Origin of the sequence: Actinomyces sp. oral taxon 171 str. F0337 (assembly GCF_005696555.1) — a bacterium.
GTDB lineage: Bacteria > Actinomycetota > Actinomycetes > Actinomycetales > Actinomycetaceae > Actinomyces > Actinomyces oris_E.
Map to the genome: position 1 here is coordinate 124,187 of NZ_CP040005.1, position 20,523 is coordinate 144,709.

General features: G+C 65.8%; 18 protein-coding genes. 10 read left to right on the forward strand and 8 right to left on the reverse strand.

The window, feature by feature from the left end; genetic code table 11:
* Positions 1–199: 199 nt before the first annotated feature.
* The 3 genes from FBF36_RS00545 to FBF36_RS00555 all read right to left on the reverse strand — a co-directional run bounded on the left by FBF36_RS00545 (position 200) and on the right by FBF36_RS00555 (position 2,927).
* Positions 200–592, reverse strand: a complete 393-nt coding sequence (locus tag FBF36_RS00545) for a hypothetical protein (RefSeq protein ID WP_009395643.1) — start codon at positions 590–592, stop codon at positions 200–202.
* 59 nt (positions 593–651) lie between these two features.
* A complete protein-coding gene (locus FBF36_RS00550) occupies positions 652–1,410 on the reverse strand; it encodes a siderophore-interacting protein (RefSeq protein WP_034491976.1) in 759 nt (252 codons plus the stop codon).
* Between the two features lie 212 nt (positions 1,411–1,622).
* Positions 1,623–2,927 (reverse strand): aminopeptidase C, encoded by a 1,305-nt coding sequence (locus tag FBF36_RS00555; RefSeq protein WP_138136969.1) that lies wholly within the window; start codon positions 2,925–2,927, stop codon positions 1,623–1,625.
* A 102-nt stretch (positions 2,928–3,029) separates the two neighbouring features.
* Here FBF36_RS00555 and FBF36_RS00560 point away from each other — a divergent pair, with 102 nt between their 5' ends.
* The 3 genes from FBF36_RS00560 (at position 3,030) to FBF36_RS00575 (ending at position 6,571) form a co-directional block, all read left to right on the forward strand.
* Positions 3,030–3,701 carry a class I SAM-dependent methyltransferase gene (locus tag FBF36_RS00560; protein ID WP_138136971.1) on the forward strand — a complete coding sequence of 224 codons (672 nt, stop codon included), beginning with the start codon at positions 3,030–3,032 and terminating at the stop codon, positions 3,699–3,701.
* Positions 3,702–4,229: 528 nt separating this feature from the next.
* Positions 4,230–4,466: a hypothetical protein gene (locus FBF36_RS00565; protein ID WP_009397249.1), complete on the forward strand. Its 237-nt coding sequence runs from the start codon at positions 4,230–4,232 to the stop codon at positions 4,464–4,466.
* A complete protein-coding gene (locus FBF36_RS00575; protein ID WP_034492793.1) occupies positions 4,463–6,571 on the forward strand; it encodes a hypothetical protein in 2,109 nt (702 codons plus the stop codon). The genes FBF36_RS00565 and FBF36_RS00575 overlap by 4 nt, the downstream gene beginning before the upstream one ends.
* A gap of 121 nt (positions 6,572–6,692) precedes the next feature.
* On the opposite strand, the gene FBF36_RS00580 is transcribed toward FBF36_RS00575, so the two are convergent.
* Entirely contained in the window at positions 6,693–7,100 is a 408-nt protein-coding gene (locus FBF36_RS00580) for a phage holin family protein (RefSeq protein WP_009397253.1), read from the reverse strand.
* Between the two features lie 46 nt (positions 7,101–7,146).
* Between FBF36_RS00580 and hisC the strand changes: the two genes are divergently transcribed.
* Positions 7,147–8,304 carry a histidinol-phosphate transaminase gene (gene hisC, locus FBF36_RS00585; RefSeq protein ID WP_138136973.1) on the forward strand — a complete coding sequence of 386 codons (1,158 nt, stop codon included), beginning with the start codon at positions 7,147–7,149 and terminating at the stop codon, positions 8,302–8,304.
* 32 nt (positions 8,305–8,336) lie between these two features.
* Here hisC and FBF36_RS00590 read toward each other — a convergent pair whose 3' ends face one another.
* The 3 genes from FBF36_RS00590 to pgm form a co-directional block, all read right to left on the reverse strand.
* Positions 8,337–9,512 carry a YwiC-like family protein gene (locus tag FBF36_RS00590; protein ID WP_192574980.1) on the reverse strand — a complete coding sequence of 392 codons (1,176 nt, stop codon included), beginning with the start codon at positions 9,510–9,512 and terminating at the stop codon, positions 8,337–8,339.
* Between the two features lie 177 nt (positions 9,513–9,689).
* Positions 9,690–10,220, reverse strand: coding sequence for a GNAT family N-acetyltransferase (locus FBF36_RS00595; RefSeq protein WP_009394278.1), 531 nt, complete (start codon positions 10,218–10,220; stop codon positions 9,690–9,692).
* Between the two features lie 75 nt (positions 10,221–10,295).
* Positions 10,296–11,978 carry a phosphoglucomutase (alpha-D-glucose-1,6-bisphosphate-dependent) gene (gene pgm, locus FBF36_RS00600; RefSeq protein WP_009394277.1) on the reverse strand — a complete coding sequence of 561 codons (1,683 nt, stop codon included), beginning with the start codon at positions 11,976–11,978 and terminating at the stop codon, positions 10,296–10,298.
* 300 nt (positions 11,979–12,278) lie between these two features.
* On the opposite strand from pgm, the gene FBF36_RS00605 reads away from it, so the two are divergent.
* The 3 genes from FBF36_RS00605 (at position 12,279) to FBF36_RS00615 (ending at position 15,843) form a co-directional block, all read left to right on the forward strand.
* Positions 12,279–12,677 (forward strand): RidA family protein, encoded by a 399-nt coding sequence (locus FBF36_RS00605; RefSeq protein ID WP_009394271.1) that lies wholly within the window; start codon positions 12,279–12,281, stop codon positions 12,675–12,677.
* 302 nt (positions 12,678–12,979) lie between these two features.
* A complete protein-coding gene (locus FBF36_RS00610; RefSeq protein WP_009394269.1) occupies positions 12,980–13,993 on the forward strand; it encodes a DUF5129 domain-containing protein in 1,014 nt (337 codons plus the stop codon).
* A 368-nt stretch (positions 13,994–14,361) separates the two neighbouring features.
* Complete coding sequence (locus FBF36_RS00615) at positions 14,362–15,843, forward strand: DUF5129 domain-containing protein (protein ID WP_225792400.1); 1,482 nt, start codon at positions 14,362–14,364, stop codon at positions 15,841–15,843.
* Between the two features lie 407 nt (positions 15,844–16,250).
* Here FBF36_RS00615 and FBF36_RS13630 read toward each other — a convergent pair whose 3' ends face one another.
* The gene (locus FBF36_RS13630; RefSeq protein WP_009394262.1) at positions 16,251–16,385 is read right to left on the reverse strand and encodes a hypothetical protein; all 135 of its coding nucleotides are present in this window, start codon (positions 16,383–16,385) and stop codon (positions 16,251–16,253) included.
* A gap of 384 nt (positions 16,386–16,769) precedes the next feature.
* Here FBF36_RS13630 and FBF36_RS00625 point away from each other — a divergent pair, with 384 nt between their 5' ends.
* From FBF36_RS00625 to FBF36_RS00635, 3 genes are all read left to right on the forward strand, one after another.
* Entirely contained in the window at positions 16,770–17,609 is an 840-nt protein-coding gene (locus FBF36_RS00625) for a DUF5129 domain-containing protein (protein ID WP_225792401.1), read from the forward strand.
* Positions 17,610–17,683: 74 nt separating this feature from the next.
* Positions 17,684–19,258, forward strand: a complete 1,575-nt coding sequence (locus FBF36_RS00630; RefSeq protein WP_225792402.1) for a DUF5129 domain-containing protein — start codon at positions 17,684–17,686, stop codon at positions 19,256–19,258.
* Complete coding sequence (locus FBF36_RS00635; protein ID WP_034491372.1) at positions 19,255–20,523, forward strand: DUF5129 domain-containing protein; 1,269 nt, start codon at positions 19,255–19,257, stop codon at positions 20,521–20,523. The genes FBF36_RS00630 and FBF36_RS00635 overlap by 4 nt, the downstream gene beginning before the upstream one ends.

A 20,523-nucleotide genomic window follows, 5' to 3' on the forward strand; every position in this document is an offset into this window, starting at 1 on the left:
CACTCCACGTGCCAGGCAGAACGCATCAAGGCTCCATGATCGTGAGAATCTGGACGCCGAGCGTCGGGCCATTCGAACCACACGCAATATTGCGGCACACGCAGGCTATCGCTCGATGGATGACAGCCTTTTCTGGGTGGCAATCACTCGGCGTGTTCCCGAGATCCTGGACCGGATCCAAGCCGGCGGGTGACGTGCCCTATCGGGCTGAGGACGTGCTCGTGGTGACCTCACGGGCCTGCCACTCCCTCAGGCTGCGTACCAGGACGTAGCCCAGCAGGCCCACTGCGGGCAGGGTGAGGAGTACGACGAGGTCGGACCGGTAGAGGCCCTGCGCGAGAATGAGCGTTGAGATGATGAGCCCGATAGCTCCCAGCATCCGGATTCCTGCCGGCGGCAGGTTTTGCTTGCCTGGATCCGAGTTCTGGGCTCGCAGCAGGAGAAGGCCGAGCAGGAGCATGCACAGTGATGAGTTGAGGCGGCTGAGCTGCCACCCGAACAGCATGCTCCCGATTGAGGTGGTCAGGACGGTGAGGGCGAGGACGAAGATGGCGAGCTTGATGAGTCGCATGGAGAGCACCTCGGTGAACATGTCGCGTTGATGAACGGCTCCAGGGTACATTCGCCCCCTTGCCCGGTGCTACCTTGGGGTTAGTTTTCGGAGGCCACGCCCATGGCTCGGCCGCGGATCCAGTAGGCCTGGTGCTGGATGCTGCGCCGGCTCATGCCGGAGGCGATCAGGTGGCGCCGCACCGCCTTGGTGGCGCTGCTCTCCAGCGCGATCCAGACCCACTCCAGTGCCAGGTCCCCGGTGTCCGCCCACAAGGTGCGGTCGACGGCGGCCAGCAGCTTCTCCTCGGAGACCTCGGGGTCCACACGGATGAGCCGATGGTCGCGCGCGGCCAGGGGCAGGAAGCCGTCCTCGGGCGCCAGCATGACGACGGTGGCCCGGTTGCTCGCCGGGGAGGCGGCGACGGCGTCGGCGAGTGCGGGCGCGGAGGCCCTGTCGCCCACCAGCAGCATCCGGTCGCCGGGAGACGGCAGACGGTAGCTGGTGCCGCCCATGAGCTGGACGGACACGGTGGCTCCCGGCTTGACCCGCTTCGCCCACCGTGACGCGGGGCCGCTGGGCTCATGGTGCAGGACCAGGATGATGGCGGTGGCGTGCGCGCGGTTGATGCGGGTAAGGGTGTAGGCGCGCTGGTGCTGGCGGCCCCCCTGCTGGATCCACATCCGCACCCAGGTGGTGGGTGGCAGGATGGCGGTGTCGGCGCCCAGCAGGCTCGGGCAGTGGACGGTCAGCTCCGTGTAGGGCGCCAGCTCGCGCACCCCGGTGACCGTGAGCTTGTGCTCCGGCACGCGCAGTGCCTTGAGCACTGTGCCTTGGAATCCCCTCCCGCCACGTGCCATCTGCGTGCCCGCCTCCCGGTCGTCTGATCTCGCGTGATCTCACGCTAAGGCGAACCATAACCGGAATGGATGTGGGATTCCTTAGGGACCCCTGCTGACAACAGGGGAGAAAATGCCGAAAGAACTCCAGAGACGTCCGGGGACGTCGGAGGCGGTGAGGCCGACGTGCCGGGGTGCCGGCGCCGGAGAACCAGCACCGATGCTCGGGATACTCAGGCCATCGGGTCCCAGCTGGGCAGTATGACGGGCTCGGTCTCCAGGGCGGCGCGGACCTCTTCCGGCAGGCGGCTCGCGCGCACGACGACCTCGAAGACGTACTCGTCGAACCAGGAGTCGCTCATCGTGTGAAAGCCCTTGTCCCCGAGCTTGTCACCCCAGGAGTTCTCCACCCGCCAGCGCCGTGGGACGCCGTCGACCAGGTCGACACCGGTCAGGCACATGGCGTGCGTGAGCGCCGACTCGCGCGCCACCAGCCGCTCGGCCTTCGTCATCGACAGCTCCACCCCGTACAGGCCCTTGTAGTCGTGCAGGGCGGCGTCCCAGATCCCGGCCTTCTTGTCCCGCTGCCTGGCGACGTCGCAGGCGAACCACACCGGCTCGCCGTCCTGGATCGCGGCGATCGCGGCGGCCTTGAGCACCTCGAGCTCGGCGGTGACGTGGTCCTGGACCGGTTCGCCCACCATGACGTCGCTGCGCCCCATGCCGTAGCGCGTGTTGACCGCGATCTCGGGGCGCGGGTCGTGGGCCAGGACCACGAACTCCTCCACCCCGGTGACGTAGCGCTGCGCGAACTGTCGCGGAGTGAGCGTCCCGACCCGGTGAAACTCCTTGTTCTTATCGCGGTACTGCCACACGAACTCCTCGGGCGGGGGCCCCAGGTGGATGCACAGCATCCGGTGAACCTGCTCCAGGGCCGCTACTCGCAGCGGCTCGGGGTCGACGCCGTCGGCCACCGCGGCCCGCAGCCGCAGGGCCGTGCGCCGCAGCAGCGTGGCCAGGTGCTCGTTCATCGCCTCGGAGTCACCGGCCGAGACCGTGTCCGGCATGGCGTAGGCCGGCACGAGCCCGTACTTGGCCACCAGGCGCGCGAACTCCGGCCACCAGCCGCCGTCGGGGATGGGGGAGTACAGGGAGGCAACGACCTCTCGGTCATCCAGGGGGCGGTCCGCCTCGGCGATGACGCGGGTGAGAAAGGCGTTGGCCTTCTCCAGCTTGTCGTAGAAGAAGGGGAAGGACTGGCTCAGCTCCAGGGAGTCGAGCTCGAGGTCCTTGATCATGGAGGCGCGCAGCACGTTGAGGCCGGCGAAGGCCCAGCAGCGCCCTGACTGCTTCTGATCGGTGATCGAGGCGTCCGGGACGAGGTCGGACACGGATGTGTCGATGGAGGTCACCACGGCCCGATCCAGGGAGACCTGCTCCACGTCCGTGGTGGCGACGGCGTTCCCGGCCAGGCGGGCGGCGGGGTCGGCGAGGAAGGCGGCATTGCGCTGGGCGACCCAGGAGGTGTCGATCGTCATGAGGCAGAGGATAGATCGGTGACGCGCTCGCGTCCCCGTCCGGCCGCCGGGCGCCGTCGCCGAACCGCCTGCCGGGTGACCCGGCGTCGGTAGGATCCAGCCATGACGCAGCCCCGCCAGCAGCACTCTGATCCGCAGCCCGACGCAGCTCACTCCGCCTCCCGCTGGGAGGAGCGCTACGCCTCGGTCGAGCAGCTCTGGTCGGGCCGCCCCAATGACTGGCTGCCGGAGCTCGCCACCGACTGGAGCCCCGGGACCGCCCTGGAGATCGGCTGCGGCGAGGGCGCCGACGTCCTGTGGCTGGCCGAGCGCGGCTGGCGGGTGATCGGGCTGGACCTGTCCGCCACCGCCATCGGACGCCTGACCCGGCAGGCCGAGCGGCTCGGGATCTCCTCGCGCGTGACCGGCCGCGTGCACGACGCCGGAGACGGCCTGCCGGCCGGCCCCTTCGACCTGGTGACGAGCTTCTACGTCCACGGCGGGACCGAGCCGGGCTCCCTGGACCTCGTGGCCCTCCTGTCCGACGCCGCTGCCCGCGTCGCCCCCGGCGGGCACCTGCTCGCGGCGGTGCACGCCGTCAACCCGCCCTGGCACACCCACCATGCCCGGACCTACACGGCCGCCGAGCTCCTCGAGGGCCTGGCCGAGGCGACCGCCGGCTGGGAGGTCGTCGTCGGCGAGGAGCGCCAGAGGCGGGCGACGGGGCCCGACGGCCAGGAGGGGCGGCGGGCCGACGCCGTCGTGTGTCTGCGCAGGCCACCGGCCTCGGTTTGATGGGCAAGCCGTGGGAACGGCCCTGAAGAAGTGCCGGAGTATTCTGGGTAATCGCCGGAATGTGGTGCAGGCTACGTGAAAACGGCGGAATGGCGCCTATTTCTCAGCGTGTTCATAGGGGAATCCGGGGGGTCTGTCCAGGATCGGTGGGTTACATAGTTACTGCCGCCGGACGGAACCGGTCACGAGGGTTGGGGAGCCCGATGACTGGCAGGTCTCCGAGTCTGGAACGGGTCTTAGGGAGCCCGGACCGGACGTTCTGGTGAAGGAGGATCCGCCTCCCCGGCCTTATGGGAAGCCGGGTAGCAGGAGGACCTCGCGAGGCTTGGGCCCGCGGTCCGGGAGACCGGACCGCGGGCCGAGTCCTTTACTGAGCGGATACGCGGCTGGGGCCGGGCTGCCGTAGCTCGTCGAGCCCTTCTCCCGGCGCGCGGTCCACCGGGGGCCACAGGCGCCGGCCTGCAAGGCCGGTCCACAGGGCCGTAGGCGGGCGCTGCGGTCGCCTCGGAGGCGCCCTACCGTCGAGTCATGTCTTTCTCACTGTCACACTCCAGGTCGGACTATGACCACGCCGTCGCCCTGTTCCCCACATCGGTCCCCGCCAGCTGGGTGGGGGCGGACTCCACCGCCTGCCAGACGGCGCTCACCAAGGCCTCCGGGCTCTTGAGCGCGTTGGCGACGCGTTATGACACGGCCTCCTCCAAGGTCAGTGTCATCGAGTCACGTAACTCGTCGGTTGGGCCGGTTGGAACGAGTCCGTCATGAGCCCGGTCGCCATGGACGACTCCAGCGGTCCGTACCCAGCCTGGAAGCAGGACCCCCACGCGACGGAATCGCCGGCTTCCAAGTCGTCGCCCCCGAAACCCAAGACTCCTCCCGCCCCGTACGCCGGGCCGGCTCCGGAGGACACCGGCCACACCTGGACCATCTGGGGCGGGGGCGCCGCCGTGGTGGTGGCGGGTGGAGCCGTCTCCGTGAACACGAACGACCTCGATTCCCTGGCCAGCAGTCTCACCTCAGCCGCCGGATCCCTCGATGACGCGCGAACACTCGTCGCCAACGCGATCACCGAAGTGAGTACGGCGCCGCCTCCGCCGTCACCTCCACTTCAATTCGACCCTCTTGACTCGAATGTTTTTTCCCCTCCGGCCAGACGGTGGAAGGATGTTAATGGTCAGTGCGTTCCTATTCAGGAAAGCGAGGATCTTTCTATTACTCCTCGTTTCCTTCGCGATGAGGGTACTGATGACGGTGTTGTCCATAGCGGTCTCGATGTCGATCTGGAGAAGTCTGACGCCCTGCAGGCCTTGGAGGCGTTGAGCACGGGGCCGGGATCGCTCCAAGACGTTGCCAGCGCCCTGCGCGGCATCGCCTCCGACGTCATCGCCTGCTCCCAGGCCCACACCCTGGCCGAGGGCGGCGCCACTCCCGGTGGCGGCCTCGTGGGGCCCGTGGACGTCCGGGCCTTCGACTCCGGCCTCCTCCAGCTGGCTCTGGGGTCCTCCCTCACCGCTCACTTCCCCACGATCTCAGCGGTGCTGGCGTCGTCGCCGGTGGCGGGCTGGATGCTCTACAAGCTGCTGGAGAACAACGAGGACGGCCAGGCCGCCGTTGAGGCCCTCCAGCTCCTGCTCAGCGACCCGACCACCGAGCAGTGGGTCAAGGAGGACCTCGTCAGGATCGTCCTGCTGACGCGCTGGCTCAATAACGCCAAGACCGGGCGGGAGGCCGCCACGGTCCAGACCTACCTCCAACAGGTCTCCGAGCGCCTCGACCCCTGGGCGAAGCAGCGCCTCCCCGGACAGGTCACCGTGGGGACGCAGACCGTCGACACTAAGAGCCTCACGCCCATGCAGCGCGTCACCATGACCCTGGGGGCGGATGCCGTCGCAGTGGGGGCGGGGGTCTACGGCACCCAGACCGGCATCATGGTCACCCCCGTCGGTGGCAACGGAACCACTGTGCTCCCGCCCGCCGCCAAGGACCCCTTCGGGCTCGCCAGTCCCGTGAAGCCCGGCATGACCGGTAAGGGCAAGGAGGCCAGGTCCCCGCAGAGCATCTCCGAGACCATCACCCACTGCCAGGAGGTGCAGTCCTCCAGGAACTCCCTGGGGCAGGGCAACGAGGAGGCGGGGGTCATCTCCATCCAGCGGGTCGAGCACGCCGACGGCCGCGTCTCCTGGGTCGTCTACGTCCCCGGCACCACCGACTGGACCGTCGGTGACGGCGAGCCGCAGGACCTGCTCACCAATCTCGAGGGCGTGGGAGGCACGCCCACGGCCATGGAGAGCGGCGTCGTCACCGCCATGCGCCAGGCCGGCATCAAACCGGGGGAGGAGGTCGCCCTCTACGGCCACTCCCAGGGCGGAATCACCGTCTCCAACATCGCCGCCGACCCGGCGATCCAGGACCGCTACAACATCACCACGCTCCTCACCGCCGGCTCCCCCACCGCGGGAGCCGACATCCCCGACGACGTCCGCGCCCTCCACCTGGAGAACACCGGTGACGCCGTCCCCGGGCTCGACGCCGCCCCCACACCCACCGGCCCCCACCGGCAGGTCGCCATGCTCGACACCCATCAGACGAGCACGAACGGCTACCCCCACGCCTCCACTGCCTACGCCCAGGCCACTGAGGGTCTGGAGGACAAGGCCCCCGAGCTGGCCGACTGGAACAAGTCCTTCTCGCACGCCTCGGGAGCCGGCGAGCAGGGGACGACCACCACCGAGTACACCTTCGCGATCCAGCGCAACACCGACCCCAACGGGGTCTACAAGGGCGGCACCACCTACCGGGGTGCAGTGCCGTCGGCGAAGCCTTCCTACCCGCTGCCCACCCCGGCCCCGCAGCCGACGGGCCAGCACTAGGTGTTGTGGGTCATGAGGTTGCAGGCGCGCGCCGAGTCGACGATGACCGACCCGTGGGTGATGCCCACCGGCGCCGGGAGGCGCTGGTCGGTATCAGCTGGAGCGGCCGACGTCGTCGGCGTCAGTCCTCGCGGCGCACGAGTATCGCGGCGATGATCGAGGAGATCACCGAGATGATGATCGAGCCGACCACCGCCGAGCCGAAGGAGGAGACCTCCAGCCCCAGCGGCACCGAGCCGCCGGCGCCCAAGGCCGCGATGTGGTCGGTGAGCCACCCCGTCAGCGAGAGCATCGCACCGTTGACCACCAGGGCGAACAGCCCGAAGGTGATGATGTAGAGCGGCAGCGTCAGGAACTTCGTCACCGGCTTGATGAGCGAGTTCACCAGCGCCAGCACCAGGCCCAGGACCAGCAGGTTCAGCCACATCCGGGAGGTGCCCGCCTCCTCGGGCACGCTCAGCCCGGACATCAGGCGCGTGGCCAGCCACAGACCGGCCGCGTTTCCAATGGTTCGTGCCACGATCTCCATGGGTGCATTGTGCCTGGGCAACCTGTGCCGGTGCCAAGATGGGGGCATGACTCCTGCAGCGACCCCAGTGCCCGGCGGACCGAAGTCGGCGGCCCCCGCCGCGGGCTCGGAGAACGGTCCCTCGACGACGGTCCGCATCCGCCCCGACGTCGCCGCCCTGCCCACTTACGTGCCCGGGGCCCGCCCCGACGCCGCCGCAGCGGCGCAGATCGCCAAGCTCTCCTCCAACGAGCTGCCCTACCCGCCGCAGGACGCGGTCGTCGAGGCCATCACCCGCGCCGCCACCGGGGTCAACCGCTACCCGGAGATGACCGGGGAGACCCTGATGCAGGCCCTCGCCCGCCGCTGGGGCGTGGAGGCCGAGCAGGTCGTTGTCGGCAACGGCTCGGTCGCCCTCATCCAGCACCTGCTCGACGCCGTCTGCCGGCCCGGCGACGAGGTCGTCATCCCCTGGCGCTCCTTCGAGGCCTACCCGATCTGCGTGGCCGTCGCCGGGGCCCGGGCCGTGCGCGTCCCGCTGACCACCGACGCCCGCCACGACGTGCCCGCCATGCTGGCGGCCATCACCCCCCGCACCCGCGTGGTCATGGCCTGCACCCCCAACAACCCCACCGGGACGATCCTGACCGCCGACGAGCTGGCTGAGCTCGTGGCCGGGGTGCCGCGCGACGTCGTCGTCCTCATCGACGAGGCCTACCTCGACTTCGTCACCGACCCGCGGGCCGGCGACGCCCTCACCCTCCTGGCCGGAGCCCCCAACCTCGTGGTCTCACGGACCTTCTCCAAGGCCCACGCCCTGGCCGGGATGCGCGTGGGCTACCTCGTGTGCGAGCCGGTCCTGGCTGCCGCCATCGGCTCCGTGGCCACGCCCTTCGGAGTCAACCTGCCCGCACAGGCCGCGGCCGTCGCCGCCCTGGGGGAGGGTGAGCTGGCCCGCACCGCCGAGCGCTCGGCCGCCGTCGCCGCCGAGCGCGACCGGGTCGTGGACGCCCTGCGCACCCAGGGCTGGCAGGTGCCCGAGGCCCAGGGCAACTTCTTCTGGCTCGGTGCGGGGCAGGAGACGACGGCGCTGGCCGAGCACTTCCGTGCCGCCGGCATCCTCGTGCGGCCCTTCGCCGGCGAGGGGGTGCGGGTCTCCATCGGGACGACGTCGGACAACGAGAAGGTCCTGGCCGCCGCGGCCGCCTGGCGCACAGAGCACTGAGGCCCGATGGAGCGGCGTCGTCGCAGGCCTCGTCACACCGAGATGGTCACCAGGAAGGCCACGCACATGACGACCTCGACGATGCCCATCGTCCCCGGGCGCAGCGGGCGGTGGCGCCTGCGCACCAGCCGCCACTGCCACAGCGGCATGACCAGCGACCGCACGGTCAGCACCACCCACAGAACGGCGTGCCCCCACGGCAGCATCCCCGACGACGCCAGCCACCACGTCACCACCGCCACCACTGTGTGCGCCGCCACCGTGCCGGCCAGCAGCACATAGTTGAAGCGCTCGCGGATCATCGACTTGATATAGGGCACGGTCCCGCCGAAGTAGGCGGCCGTCAGTGCGGTGACCAGCCACATCCAGGACCAGCCCGTCAGGGCACCGCTGGGGGAGGCCCCCGGTAGGGGAGAGCTCGGTGTTCCCAGGCCCAGGAAGCCGCCTTCGCCGTGCACCGCCAGGCTGTAGGTGACGGCCGCCATGAGGGATGCGGCCATCGTCGTCGACAGCCCCGAGAGCAGCGAGCGCTCGTGACCGCGCCACACCTGGTGCAGCGCGATGGCGAACAGCGGCAGCAGCGGCACCGCCCACTGGATGAGGTAGGGCGCCACGAGCAGGGTGATGAGCGCCAGTGAGGCCGTCCAACCGGTGTAGACCAGGAGCGGCAGCATGATGATGGCGCGCTTGCGGGCCGAGCGGGTGCGCAGCCACTGCGACCAGGACCAGTACGTGAGGTAGCCGCCCCACCATGTCGGCAGGAACAGGAGGTTCACCCAGCTGAAGCCGCCCACCACCCAGCCGACGATCGGCGGCAGCACCAGCATCGACCAGGCACCGTGCTGGTTGGGCACCCAGGCCTTGCGGCCGGGCTGGCGGCGGATCTGCTCCTGGGTGGGGGGCTTGGGGCGCTCGACCTGCCGGGGGCGGCCGGTGGCCAGCATGATGTCGTCCTGCGGTCCGGGCCGGGACTGCTGAGAAGGGGCGTGGCGCGGAGCGGTGGTGCCGGCTGGTGCCGAGGTGACTCCCGGCGGTGTCAGGGCCTGGTCGGCCGACACGGCGGCCGGGCTCGTCACGGAGCCGGTGGGCTCGGGAGACACAGGGGATCCCTCCGACCCGGCGGCCTGCTCGGGGCCTGCGGGATCGGTGTGCGTGGAGGAGTGCTCGACGTGGTGCGTGGAGGGCCTCGACGGGCGGGACTGACTCACACCCCCACCCTAATCGCTCACCCCCGCCAGTGGTCGGGGACTTATGCTCGCGGCTGGGGACACCTTGCGCGTGAGGGGACGGGATTCCTTGTTCCCGACGGCGTCGAGCGCGCCCGTCCGGGGCGGCACGCACCCGGCCGCGTGGAATGTCCCCGTGGGTGGTGTGCTGTGGGGCGGTCAGGACAGGGTGAGCCGCATCTGGTGCCAGGGCACGCCGCCGTGGTGGGAGGCGGACAGGCCCTCGTCGACGAACCCCAGGCGCGCATAGAAGCGCACGAGGTCGTCGAGGCAGGTGAGCACCAGACCCTGACGGCCGTGGACGCGCGTCGTCTCGGTGACGGTGCGCAGCAGGCGGGTGGCCAGCCCCTGCCCTTGGGCAGCCGGCGCCGTGGCGACGCCGAGGATCATCTGCCAGGCCCCGTCAGGGTCGTGCATCGTGGGGGTCTCGTACATCTCGTCACTCAGATCGCGCTCATGGGTGCACGGTCCGTTGACCAGAGCCAGCAGCATGCCGCCCTCGTCCTCGATGAGCCAGAAGTGGTCGGCGTAGGTGGCCATCCGCTCGGCGATCGTGGCTGGACTGGCCGCATACTCGGGTGGGAAGCAAATGGCCTCCAGTGCGGCGGCCATGGCCGCATCCTGAGCCTGCTCCGCCCGGGCCGTCCGAGCCGTGCGAATGTGGAGAACCGGGGAATCGGTGGTGCCCATACCCATATTTTCACCAGTCGGTCGCCCGACGTCGAGCATTCGCCAGCGTCTCCGCGCGCCTGTGTCAGCCTGCCGTCAGCCGCCCAGGGCCGCGGAGACTACCTTCTTGGCCTCCTCCTGCACCTGGGCCAGGTGGTCGGCACCCTGGAAGGACTCGGCGTAGATCTTGTAGACGTCCTCCGTGCCCGAGGGGCGCGCGGCGAACCAGGCGTCCTCGGTGGTGACCTTGAGCCCGCCGATGGCGGCCCCGTTGCCGGGCGCATCGACCAGCCGGGCGGTGATCTCCTGGCCGGCCAGCTCGGTGGCGGTCACGTCCTCGGCGGCCAGGGCGGCGAGCTTGGCCTTCTCCTCCTTGGAGGCGGCGGCGTCGATGCGGGCGTAGGCGCTGGCGCCGAAGCGCTCCACCTGTTCCTCGTGCAGCTGGGAGGGGGACTTGCCGGTGACGGCGATGATCTCGCTGGCCAGCAGGGCCAGGATGATGCCGTCCTTGTCCGTGGTCCACACGGTGCCGTCCTTGCGCAGGAAGGACGCCCCCGCGCTCTCCTCGCCGCCGAAGCCGATGGAGCCGTCGAGCAGCCCGGGCACGAAGTGCTTGAAGCCCACCGGCACCTCGATGAGAGTGCGCCCGATGGCGGCGGCCACCCGGTCGATGAGGCTGGAGGAGACCAGGGTCTTGCCGACGGCGGCGTCGGCGGGCCAGCCGGGCCGGTGAGTGAAGAGGTACTCGATGGCCACGGCCAGGAAGTGGTTGGGGTTCATCAGCCCGCCGTCGGGGGTGACGATGCCGTGGCGGTCGGAGTCGGCGTCGTTCCCGGTGGCGACGTCGTAGGGGGTCCTGCCCTCGGCGTCGGGCGTCATCGTGGAGCGCAGCGAGGCCATGGCGTTGGGTGAGGAGCAGTCCATGCGGATCTTGCCGTCCCAGTCCAGGGTCATGAAGTGCCAGGCCGGGTCCACCTCGGGGTTGACCACCGTGAGCTCCAGGCCGTAGCGCTCACCGATCGCGCCCCAGTAGTCCACCGAGGCGCCGCCCAGCGGGTCGGCCCCGATGCGCACGCCGGCCTTGCGGATCGCCTCAAGGTCGATGACGCTCTCCAGGTCGGCGACGTAGGTCTCCAGGTAGTCGTGCTTGACGACGTGGGGGCCGTCGAGCGCCTCGGGGACCGGGACCCGCGGGACGTCCTGCCAGCCGGAGGCGAGCAGCTCGTTGGCGCGGTTGGCGATCCACGTGGTGGACTCCGAGCCGGCCGGGCCGCCGGTGGGCGGGTTGTACTTGAAGCCGCCGTCGCGCGGCGGGTTGTGGGAGGGGGTCACCACGATGCCGTCGGCCAGACCCGGTCCGCTCGTGCGCACCCCCGCCTCGGTCCCGGCGCCGTTGGCCAGGAGGATGGAGTGCGAGACGGCCGGGGTGGGCGTGTAGGCGCCACGGGCGTCGACGGCGGTGGTCACCCCGGCCCCGGCGAGCACCTCGACGGCGGTGCGCCAGGCGGGCTCGGACAGGGCGTGCGTGTCACGCCCCAGGTAGAGCGGGCCGTCGGTGCCCTGGGAGCGGCGGTACTCCACGATGGCGGCGGTCGTGGCCACGATGTGGGCCTCATTGAAGGCGGTGTCCAGAGAGGAGCCGCGGTGCCCGGAGGTGCCGAAGACGACCTTCTGAGCCGGGACGGCGGGGTCGGGAACGAGGTCGTAGTAGGCGGAGACGACCTCGTCGACGTCGATGAGGTCTTCGGGCTGTGCTGGCTGTCCTGCGCGTGGGTGCATGGGCACAGTGTGTCACGTGCCACTGGTCGGATCAGCCCGTTTCGCTGTGCGAAACAACAGTCGTTCCGAGGCCGGGACACGGTGGTCGGCGAGGCCGGGATACCGCCCGACGACGCTGCGGGGAACCCCGCTGCGAGGGCCCGGCGGGAAGTGCGGTTGACCGGTGGGCCCCAACCCCGGCCTGTCCTTGGGCGTGGGTACTCTGGCCCGGGCGTCGGCGTCACTGCGCTGCCACCCGGACCGCCGCTCCGTTCATCAGGGACGCGGCCGAATCCCAGTGTCCAGGAGGAACGAGGAACCATGACCGTCAGCCGTATCGCCACGACCAACGCCCCCGCCGCCGTCGGCCCCTACTCCCAGGGCGTCTCCACCGGTCAGGAGGCCGGCTCGCTCGTTTTCGTCTCCGGGCAGGTGCCGCTCGACCCGGCCACCGGCGCGCTCGTCGAGGGCGACATCCAGGCCCAGGCCGAGCAGGTCCTCAAGAACGTGGGCGCCATCCTGGCCGAGGCCGGGCTCGGGTACGACGACGTCGTCAAGACCACGGTCCTGCTCGCCGACATCGCCGACTTCGCCGCCGTCAACGAGGTCTACGCCCGCTACTTCACCGGTGAGGCCCTCCCGGCCCGGGCCGCCTTCGGCGTGGCCGCCCTGCCGCTGGGGGCCGGCGTCGAGATCGAGGCCATCGCCGCTCGATCCTGAGCCGGTCCCGAGCCGGCCCCGGGTCGGCCTACTGAGGGAGGGGCGGAGTGTACTGGCCAGGGGGTGTGCGTACTGCACGTAGGTCGGGCCTTCGTGGAGTACCCCCGACCCTCCTCCAGCAGGCCCCGGCCCTCGTGCAGTACAGGCCAGGCTCCGCCCGGATGACTGCGGGAGACCGGGCCGGCACTTGTGTTGCTCTCCCCATGGCAGAGGACCGGGCCGCTGGGAAGGATGTGGCGCGGCGGGCGGCCGCGGGACCGCCGGTTGGCCAGCCCCTTCGAGACGCGACGAGAGGACGACGGATGCCGCCCACGCACCTTCCTCTCGTTGTCCGCCTCGGTGGCATCCGCTCGCTGCTGTCCTTCTGCGCCATCATGACTGCGGGCCTGGCGGCCGCGCTCTCTCCGATGGCCGTGGCGATGTGGGAGCCCGCCCTCGCTGCTGTCACGCTGCTGCCGGCCCTTCTGGGCGTAGGCGGGATCGCCTACTACCTGCGGCGCGGTCTGTCCGTTCGCCGGATGGCCCGGGAGGCTCGGCGTGCCTACTCCCGGGTCACCTACGACTACGAGGTCACTGAGCTCCAGGCGCGCCTCGTCCCGGAGGGGGAGGCGCGCAGCGCCCGGGTCATGGCCGACTACCGCTGGTTGCGTGACGAGTACGAGAATCTGACCCGCTCCTGGCAGGACCTCGGCAGCCCGCGCGGCACCCAGTGGTTCGAGCCCGGGATGCTCGGGAGGGTCACCGAGCTCGAGCGGCGCTCGGCCGTACTGGACTTGACCGAGAACGCCATCGTCGGACATGCCGCCTTCCTGACCCTGTCCTCCCACTGGGAGCGGATCTGGTTCGACGAGCAGCGTCCCGTCCTGGAGGATCTCGACCTGCTCCTGGACCTGTGCCAGTGGATCGACTCCTGTGCCTTCACTCCCGGTGGCACGGTGGAGGCGCGCGAGCTTGTCCGGGCCCACCATCAGCGTCTCAGTGAGATGACTGCCGAGCTGGCAGCCGGCCGGCTGCAGCCCTCCGTGGCGCTCGATGAGCTCTCCTGGATCGGGGCCGACGTCCGCCGGTCAGTGAACTGCCTGTCGCTCTGCGCGGCCGGTGCGGAGCCGTCCCTTGGTCTTCCTGGAGCCGAGGTGCAAGGCCGACGAGGCATCGATGGGTGGCCGGATACTGTGGGAATCGCCGGCGGAGCCGGGGACGGGCAGTGGACCGATGATGACGCCGTGAGTCATCTGGGTCATGTGAGCCATGTGAGTCCCCGACGGCATGCGGCGACCCGAAGCTTCCTCGGGGATGGGAGCTTTCCGGGATACTGATACCCGGTACTCCAGCCCGTCCAGATCCCAGTCCCAAGAATCCCTGAAGCGAACACAAACATGAATACAGCAGAAGTGAATGAACAATTTAATAGTCGGCGTGGGGGTGTGTGCCATTCTTTCGACGGAATGATGTTGATGCGCGTCACTGCCTTTGATGCGATTCGACGGGTGCTCCAAGGCGCAGGATCGCCTTGGCGTCATCATCATCTTGGCAAGAGGTGATTGTGTTGAGGGTAGCTTTCCGGATTCTGAGGGCGACGTCCTCGTCCCTGAGTTTTATTGTCAGTGTGTCAGTGCTTACAGCGCTCATCCTGTCACTTCCCGTCATGTGGTTCTGGCCCTTCGGAAGAACGCATCACCCAACGGTGGAGATCGATGACAGGGCCCGTATTCTTTCAAACGAATCAGTGGCGGACAGTATAAGGGGTGTGGGCTTTCGTCAAGATGTTCACGTCGTGGTCGTCTCGGTGCCCGGATACATGATTGATGACCTCAACGGTGAGGTGCTCAAGTATGCTCGCGCTCATCAGAATTCTCCAAGGCCGTGGATCTCCTCATCCAACTCCAACTACTGGAGTGACGGTACTGTTATCCTTGCAGTCGCACCCGATTCCAGGAAGGTGGGGTGTTACTTCGGGAAGGATGTGCGCCTGCCCTTGAGTCAGCAAGCGTCGATCCAAAGTGCTGCAAAAAAGGCATTCAATGACCATAAGTGGGATGATGGAATCCTGGCAATGGCGAAGAAGACGGCCGACCTGTTAGGGCGCCCCGCTGAAGGGAGCTGGCTCACCACCTTCATCATCCCGGCTCCGGCAAGCATCATCGGAATATGGGCGCTCCGGAAGTACCTGCGTCGTGGCCTGCGTGCAAGAGTTGTTGGGAAGGAGCTGACGGAGAGCTACTCTCGAGTCTCCCTCGGTGACGAGGATGTCAAGCTGAATATGCGCACCATCCCTGAGAATGAACCGTATGGGGCTCGAGTGAGGATGTGGTACCGGTGGTACTGCCAGGAGTATGCGAGCATCACTAGAGACTTGCAAGCATTCGGGCATCCTCGCGGACCGCAGTGGTTCGCCTGGAGAATGCTGAAGCGTGTGTCCAGATTGAAGAAGCGCGCTGTTATGCTGGAGTCGCTTGGGGCGACGATCTCAAACACAGCATCCATCCTCAACATGTCATCGACCTGGGAGAAGGCATGGGAGAACGAGCAAGGGCGGGTGCAGGAGGACCTGCAGGCGTTGAGATCGCTTTGCGATACGATCTCCGCGTCTCGGGACGTGCCTCTAGGTGTGAAGAAGGAGCGGAAGTGGATCAAGGAGCAGCGCTCGCGCCTCGGCGATATAGAAATAGCGTTGGCGAGCGGCAGGATACGTCCTTCCGATGCTCTTGACGAGCTGGAGAGGACGGCGCAATCAGTTCGGGAGAAGGCTTTGGATCTCATGCGTCGCGCAGTGAATGCCGATACGTCCAAGTACGCCGAAGAACGTCGCCGTCGTTATTTCGCGTCACTAGATTCAGAACATGATGTTGTGCGTGCGGGGCAATGGTTATTCTCCAGCGACGACGGTGGGAGTAACCACAGCTCGAATACTTACCAGTTCTCCGGCTCACCGCTTGGTGGCGATGCTTCCTCGTCGGGCTGGGAAGGGGCGGGATGGCTCGGCTCCTTCACCTCGGTATCCGATCTGGTGGTGGGGTACGAATCCGCCGCATCCTATGTGTCGACGACCTCGGGGTCGTCCTCCTATTCGGGTGGAGATGGATCGTCAGGGTACTCGGGAAGCAGCTCCTCCGTAGACTACAGCGGGGGTGACTTCTCAGGAGCCGGTTCATCATCCAGCTTCTGAGTCATGTTAAGAATTTCCGTCATCAGCGAGAGGACGTGATGACAATGCGATCGTCGATGCTGATACGTGCTGGGGGTCTGAGGGCAGTGACTGCATTCGTGTCCAATATTATGCTGTGTCTGGTACTGATCTCATCGCTTCCGGTCATGTGGTTCTGACCGTTCGGGGGAGAATATCATCCAACAGTAGAGGTTCGCGACGACGCTCATCTCTTTCAGCCGGCTCCATTGGTGGCGGAAATTAAGAGCATGGAGTTCCGACGAAAAGTGCATGTTGTTGTGCTCACTATTCCTAAAGTGAATGAGGCGTCCCTCAATGAGGAGGTTCTGGCATATGTCCGTCATCACGGTGATGGTGCGTCGAAATGGATATCGGCTCTTCGCGTTCGAGGGTGTGCTAGGTGGGGCCTATCGTGGGGTTCGAGTGGTTGTTGTCAGGTGGTCTTTGAGGCCTCCGGTGCGGATGAGGCCGCGGAATCCCAGGGCGTGCAGGCTCAGAAAGGCCGTCAGCTCAGGGCAGGTGAAGGTAATCTTCTCAGGCACGTCGAGGTCTCTCAGTTACTCTGTGTGACAGCTCCCACCACCGGGGGACCTCGATCTTTACTCACCGCAACGATGCACTACCCTCACCTATACTCTTAATAGGTTTCACCTACCTTACCTCTCAAGTACGAAGAGTCAAATTTATGCGGTTTAAATCAGATAATTGATGCTGCTAACCTCGACCTGCTGAGAGTAGAAGCGGTACATCGTTCGAGGCCGGCTCGATTATCAACAAGGAATGTCATGAAACAATCTACGATTGTCCATCTTGGAGGTCTTCGTGCGGTCACATGTTTTGTGATGAATATTGCGGGAGCGTTGATCGCGATCCTGCTTCTGCCGGCGGCGCTCCTGTATCCTTCCGCATCTGGACATCGTCCTGACGTGGACGTTCGCGACGAGGCCGGCATCTATCACGAGCAGACTCTTCGCCGCGGCCTGGAGGAGCAGAACTACGATCGTGAGGTTCGCATCGCGGTGCTCTCGGTTCCCGGAGCCGGTATCAGCAACATTGATGAGGAGACTGTCAAGTACGCGGGTGACGGCGCACAAGGCTCCTCCTGGCTCAAGGGCTCCGACGTCGATAGCCTGGTGGACGGAACGGTCCTCTTCGTGGTGGCACCCGAGTCTCACTGGGTGCGTTGCTACGCGGCGAAGGACCTGCAGCTGTCTGCCGACAAGCGCACAGCCATCGAGAACGCGGCGGGAAGCCACTACGCCCAGGGTGACTGGGATGGTGGGACTGTGGCGATGGGGCGGCAGCTGGCGACCTACATCGGGTCAGGCGATGGAAGCAGCACGATGATGCGGGTGGCCGGTGCGATCCTCGCCTTCATGGCGGGGAGCGGATGGCTTGCCTTCTACATATGGCGGGGGATGACCGCCCGGCGGCGAGCTCAAGTGGCGTACCGGGACATGATGCGGATCGTCTACACCTACGATCTCACCGAGCTGCAGGCGGGAACCCTGCCGGAGGGGTCCCGCCAGAGCCGGGACGTTGGTTCCGACTACCGACGATTCCGCGACGAGTATGACACCGTCAGCCAGCAGTGGAAGGACTTCGGGGAACCTTGCGGTGCTCAGTGGTTCGGGCGCGGTGTTCTCGCTCAGGCCACTCGTCTCGCCGAGAGGACGGCCAGTTTGGCCGAGCTCGACGCCGCTGTGAATGCCGGCGCCGCGACTCGGACGGACGCAGCCCTAAATTCTGGGGGTACTGCTCTGTGAAAAAGCTGCCAACAGTCTCTGAGCTCGGTGGGATACGAGCGATCCTCGGGTATGCGGGTAATCTCCTCATTGGTGTGGCGCTTGTGGTCGCACCATTCATCATCAACGGTGGACAATCCCCCTTCTACCCCGCGAAACAATTTCACCCGACGGTGGAGATCCATGATGAGCCCGGTGTTCTTCATCAGGACCATGTCAAGGCGGAACTTGAGAAGCTCACCTTTCGGCAGCCGACTCACATCGCTGTGGTGGATGTGAACAGCTCGAGAGTTCAGAACCTTGAGCAGGAGGTTCAGAACTACGCCCGCACCCATCCCACTGACGTCCCCTGGATATCATGGACTGATTCTGAGCACTGGGCCGACAACGTGTTCGTGATCGCCGGTGCGCCCAACGCCAACTATGACGAAAGTCTGGAGGGGCAGGTAGCCGGGTACTACTACGGATCCCAGTTGCATATCAGTGAGAAGGGAAGGGAGGAGGTATGGGATGTCGCAGAATGGAAAATTATATCTGACGACGATGATGGGCGCGTTATAGAATCAGCAGAAGTCGCATCCGAATACATTGGATATCAGTTGGATCCTGCCAGGATGTGTGCTCAGTTCACGTTATTCTTCATCTTCTTCATCGCTGCGAACAAGTGGATTCGATACTATTTGGGTCGAGGGAAACGGGCGATGGCCGGCATTGAAGAGGCGCGTGAGGCGTACTCGCAGGCGATGGCCGGGCGTGCGGCCGTCATTGGCTACCTTCGACTCATCCCTGCTGGCGACATCTACGGCGTTCAAGTGATCGCCCGGTATAAGGTGCTTCAGCGGCACTATCGCCGACTTGAGCGCGCCTGGAAGATCATAGGGGACCCCGTCGGACTTCAGTGGTACGGAATGAGGCGTGGTCGTCTTGCTGAGTATGCCAAGTCCTACTCCGTGCAGCTCCGCGCCATGCAGCAAACGGTTGTCAACTGTGCGCAGCTTTTAACGAGGAAAGGAGCCTGGCAGGAATCATGGGAAAACGAGTACGAGCTCGTGCAGCGAGATATTGCGGCAGTAGCACGTATCTTCTCCTATGTCCCGAAGGAACATGAATCATTCTCTCATGAGGCGCTGAAATGGGTGAAACTGAAGCGGGCCGAGCTTGATGCTACTGCCACGAAGGTATTAACCCGAACAATGCCCCCGTCCGATGCTCTTCGTGAACTGACTCGCCTCTCCACCGAGGCAAAAAAGTTCGCAGAGCAAGCGGTCGATGAGTTATTTCGGGGTAAATCTAGCCGGGAGTATTATGAAAAATATCGAAAATACCTACTGCGCTACCGCGAAGAAAGTCGGCAGGGCCTGAAGAGTGCTACGAAGCCTCCCTCCAGGCCTCAGTTTAGAGTGGGCGCCCATGGTGTGTACTACGTGACACCCTCAAAATCTGCTGATGAAGGTCATGAGTTCTCCAATGTTTCCGTGACTGTTCGTATGAACCCCCAATCTCCGGCCGCTTCCTTTGTTGCCTTGAGGACGGATACTCCGGGCCCCATGTCTGTGTACTCGCCAGTCCGTGACATATCAGATGCTTATTTTTATGCCATAGCGATGCCGGCAGTGGACGAAAAGTTCAAGGCCAAGAAGAAGCGAAAGGGTGGGTTGAGGCGCACATGACTCAAAAAAAACATGAACGTGAAGGAGGCGGGGCGTCGAGCGCGATCTCATTTGCGGCCAGTGTATTGCTGTTCGCGGCCATGATTCTTACGCTGCCGGTCACGATCTTTTTCTCCCCGATGCTGGGTTATGCGCCGACTGTCAGTGTGCATGACCAAGCGGGAGTGTTTGATCGTGAGTTGTTGGAGCGTGAGCTGGGGGAGTTGAGGTTCCGTCAGGACATTCGTTTGGAGGTCATTTCTCTGACCGGATGGGGGAATACGAACCTGGACGCGGCTGTGGCGTCATTCGCAGACCAGGAGTTGGAGTACAAGAACGATATTAGAACGGTTGACTATAGGAACTGGAAAGAAGGGGTCGTTATCATAGCGGTGGCGCCCCGCGCTCATCAGGTCGGCGTGTATCCGGGCGCTGACGTATCGCTTAAGCGTTCGGAGCAGGTCGCCATTCAGGATGCCGCGGTGACACAGTTCTCTCACCAGGACTGGAATGGTGGCGTTCTGGCTATTGGAAATAGGGCTGAGACGTACTTGGGTGCCTACGGTAGTGGACGTGCACGTGCAGCCGTCGCCATTGCTGCCGTCATAAGCCTTTGGGGCGCAGGAAAATTATTTTTCTATCTTCGTCGCGGTATTATTTCTCGTCGGATGGCAAGGCTCGCGGCCAGTTCCTATGGACAAGTGACCTATGATTATGACTCGACTGCTCTGCGAGTAGGCACCCTTGATCCAAGTGCTCCCGAATCGCGAGAGCTCGCAGCGCGCTATGAGCGTTTTGAGCGGGACTACCGTAATGTGACGCTTGCGTGGCAGGAGTTCGGTGACCCGCAGGGTCTCGACTGGTTCGGTAAAAGCGTGTATGACAGCGCGAAGAGCCTGCAGGAGCGTTCGGCGGCACTCGACGATGGTGATGACGTTATTGTGGATACGGTTTCAATATTGACGATGTCGCCCACATGGTCGCGAGCTTGGGAGAAGCAGCAGGAGCCGATCCTGGAGAAATTGAGAGCAGTCATGCGAATGGCCGGATTGGTGCGTCGGCGTAGTGCCGTCGACCGTGAGAGCATCGCACGATGGGTGGCCCAACAGAATCGGAGGCTCGGAGAGCTGACCGTTGAGCTCGACAAGCGTGAGGCGGCCCCAGTTGAGGCGTTGGCCGAGCTGGATGAGCTGTCTGGCGTCATTGATCTCGTGGTCGCGGCGCTTGAGCAGCGACAGGAAGCAGTCGTTGAGGCGGTCATAACGTCCAGCGTGCCAGTTGACTAG

What these genes read in the sequence shown, in the direction of transcription:
- FBF36_RS00545 (WP_009395643.1), bottom strand. Translation starts at nt 592, where the DNA reads ATGTTCACCGAGGTGCTCTCCATGCGACTCATCAAGCTCGCCATCTTC.
- FBF36_RS00550 (WP_034491976.1), bottom strand. Translation starts at nt 1,410, where the DNA reads ATGGCACGTGGCGGGAGGGGATTCCAAGGCACAGTGCTCAAGGCACTG.
- FBF36_RS00555 (WP_138136969.1), bottom strand. Translation starts at nt 2,927, where the DNA reads ATGACGATCGACACCTCCTGGGTCGCCCAGCGCAATGCCGCCTTCCTC.
- FBF36_RS00560 (WP_138136971.1), top strand. Translation starts at nt 3,030, where the DNA reads ATGACGCAGCCCCGCCAGCAGCACTCTGATCCGCAGCCCGACGCAGCT.
- FBF36_RS00565 (WP_009397249.1), top strand. Translation starts at nt 4,230, where the DNA reads ATGTCTTTCTCACTGTCACACTCCAGGTCGGACTATGACCACGCCGTC.
- FBF36_RS00575 (WP_034492793.1), top strand. Translation starts at nt 4,463, where the DNA reads ATGAGCCCGGTCGCCATGGACGACTCCAGCGGTCCGTACCCAGCCTGG.
- FBF36_RS00580 (WP_009397253.1), bottom strand. Translation starts at nt 7,100, where the DNA reads ATGGAGATCGTGGCACGAACCATTGGAAACGCGGCCGGTCTGTGGCTG.
- hisC (WP_138136973.1), top strand. Translation starts at nt 7,147, where the DNA reads ATGACTCCTGCAGCGACCCCAGTGCCCGGCGGACCGAAGTCGGCGGCC.
- FBF36_RS00595 (WP_009394278.1), bottom strand. Translation starts at nt 10,220, where the DNA reads ATGGGCACCACCGATTCCCCGGTTCTCCACATTCGCACGGCTCGGACG.
- pgm (WP_009394277.1), bottom strand. Translation starts at nt 11,978, where the DNA reads ATGCACCCACGCGCAGGACAGCCAGCACAGCCCGAAGACCTCATCGAC.
- FBF36_RS00605 (WP_009394271.1), top strand. Translation starts at nt 12,279, where the DNA reads ATGACCGTCAGCCGTATCGCCACGACCAACGCCCCCGCCGCCGTCGGC.
- FBF36_RS00610 (WP_009394269.1), top strand. Translation starts at nt 12,980, where the DNA reads ATGCCGCCCACGCACCTTCCTCTCGTTGTCCGCCTCGGTGGCATCCGC.
- FBF36_RS00635 (WP_034491372.1), top strand. Translation starts at nt 19,255, where the DNA reads ATGACTCAAAAAAAACATGAACGTGAAGGAGGCGGGGCGTCGAGCGCG.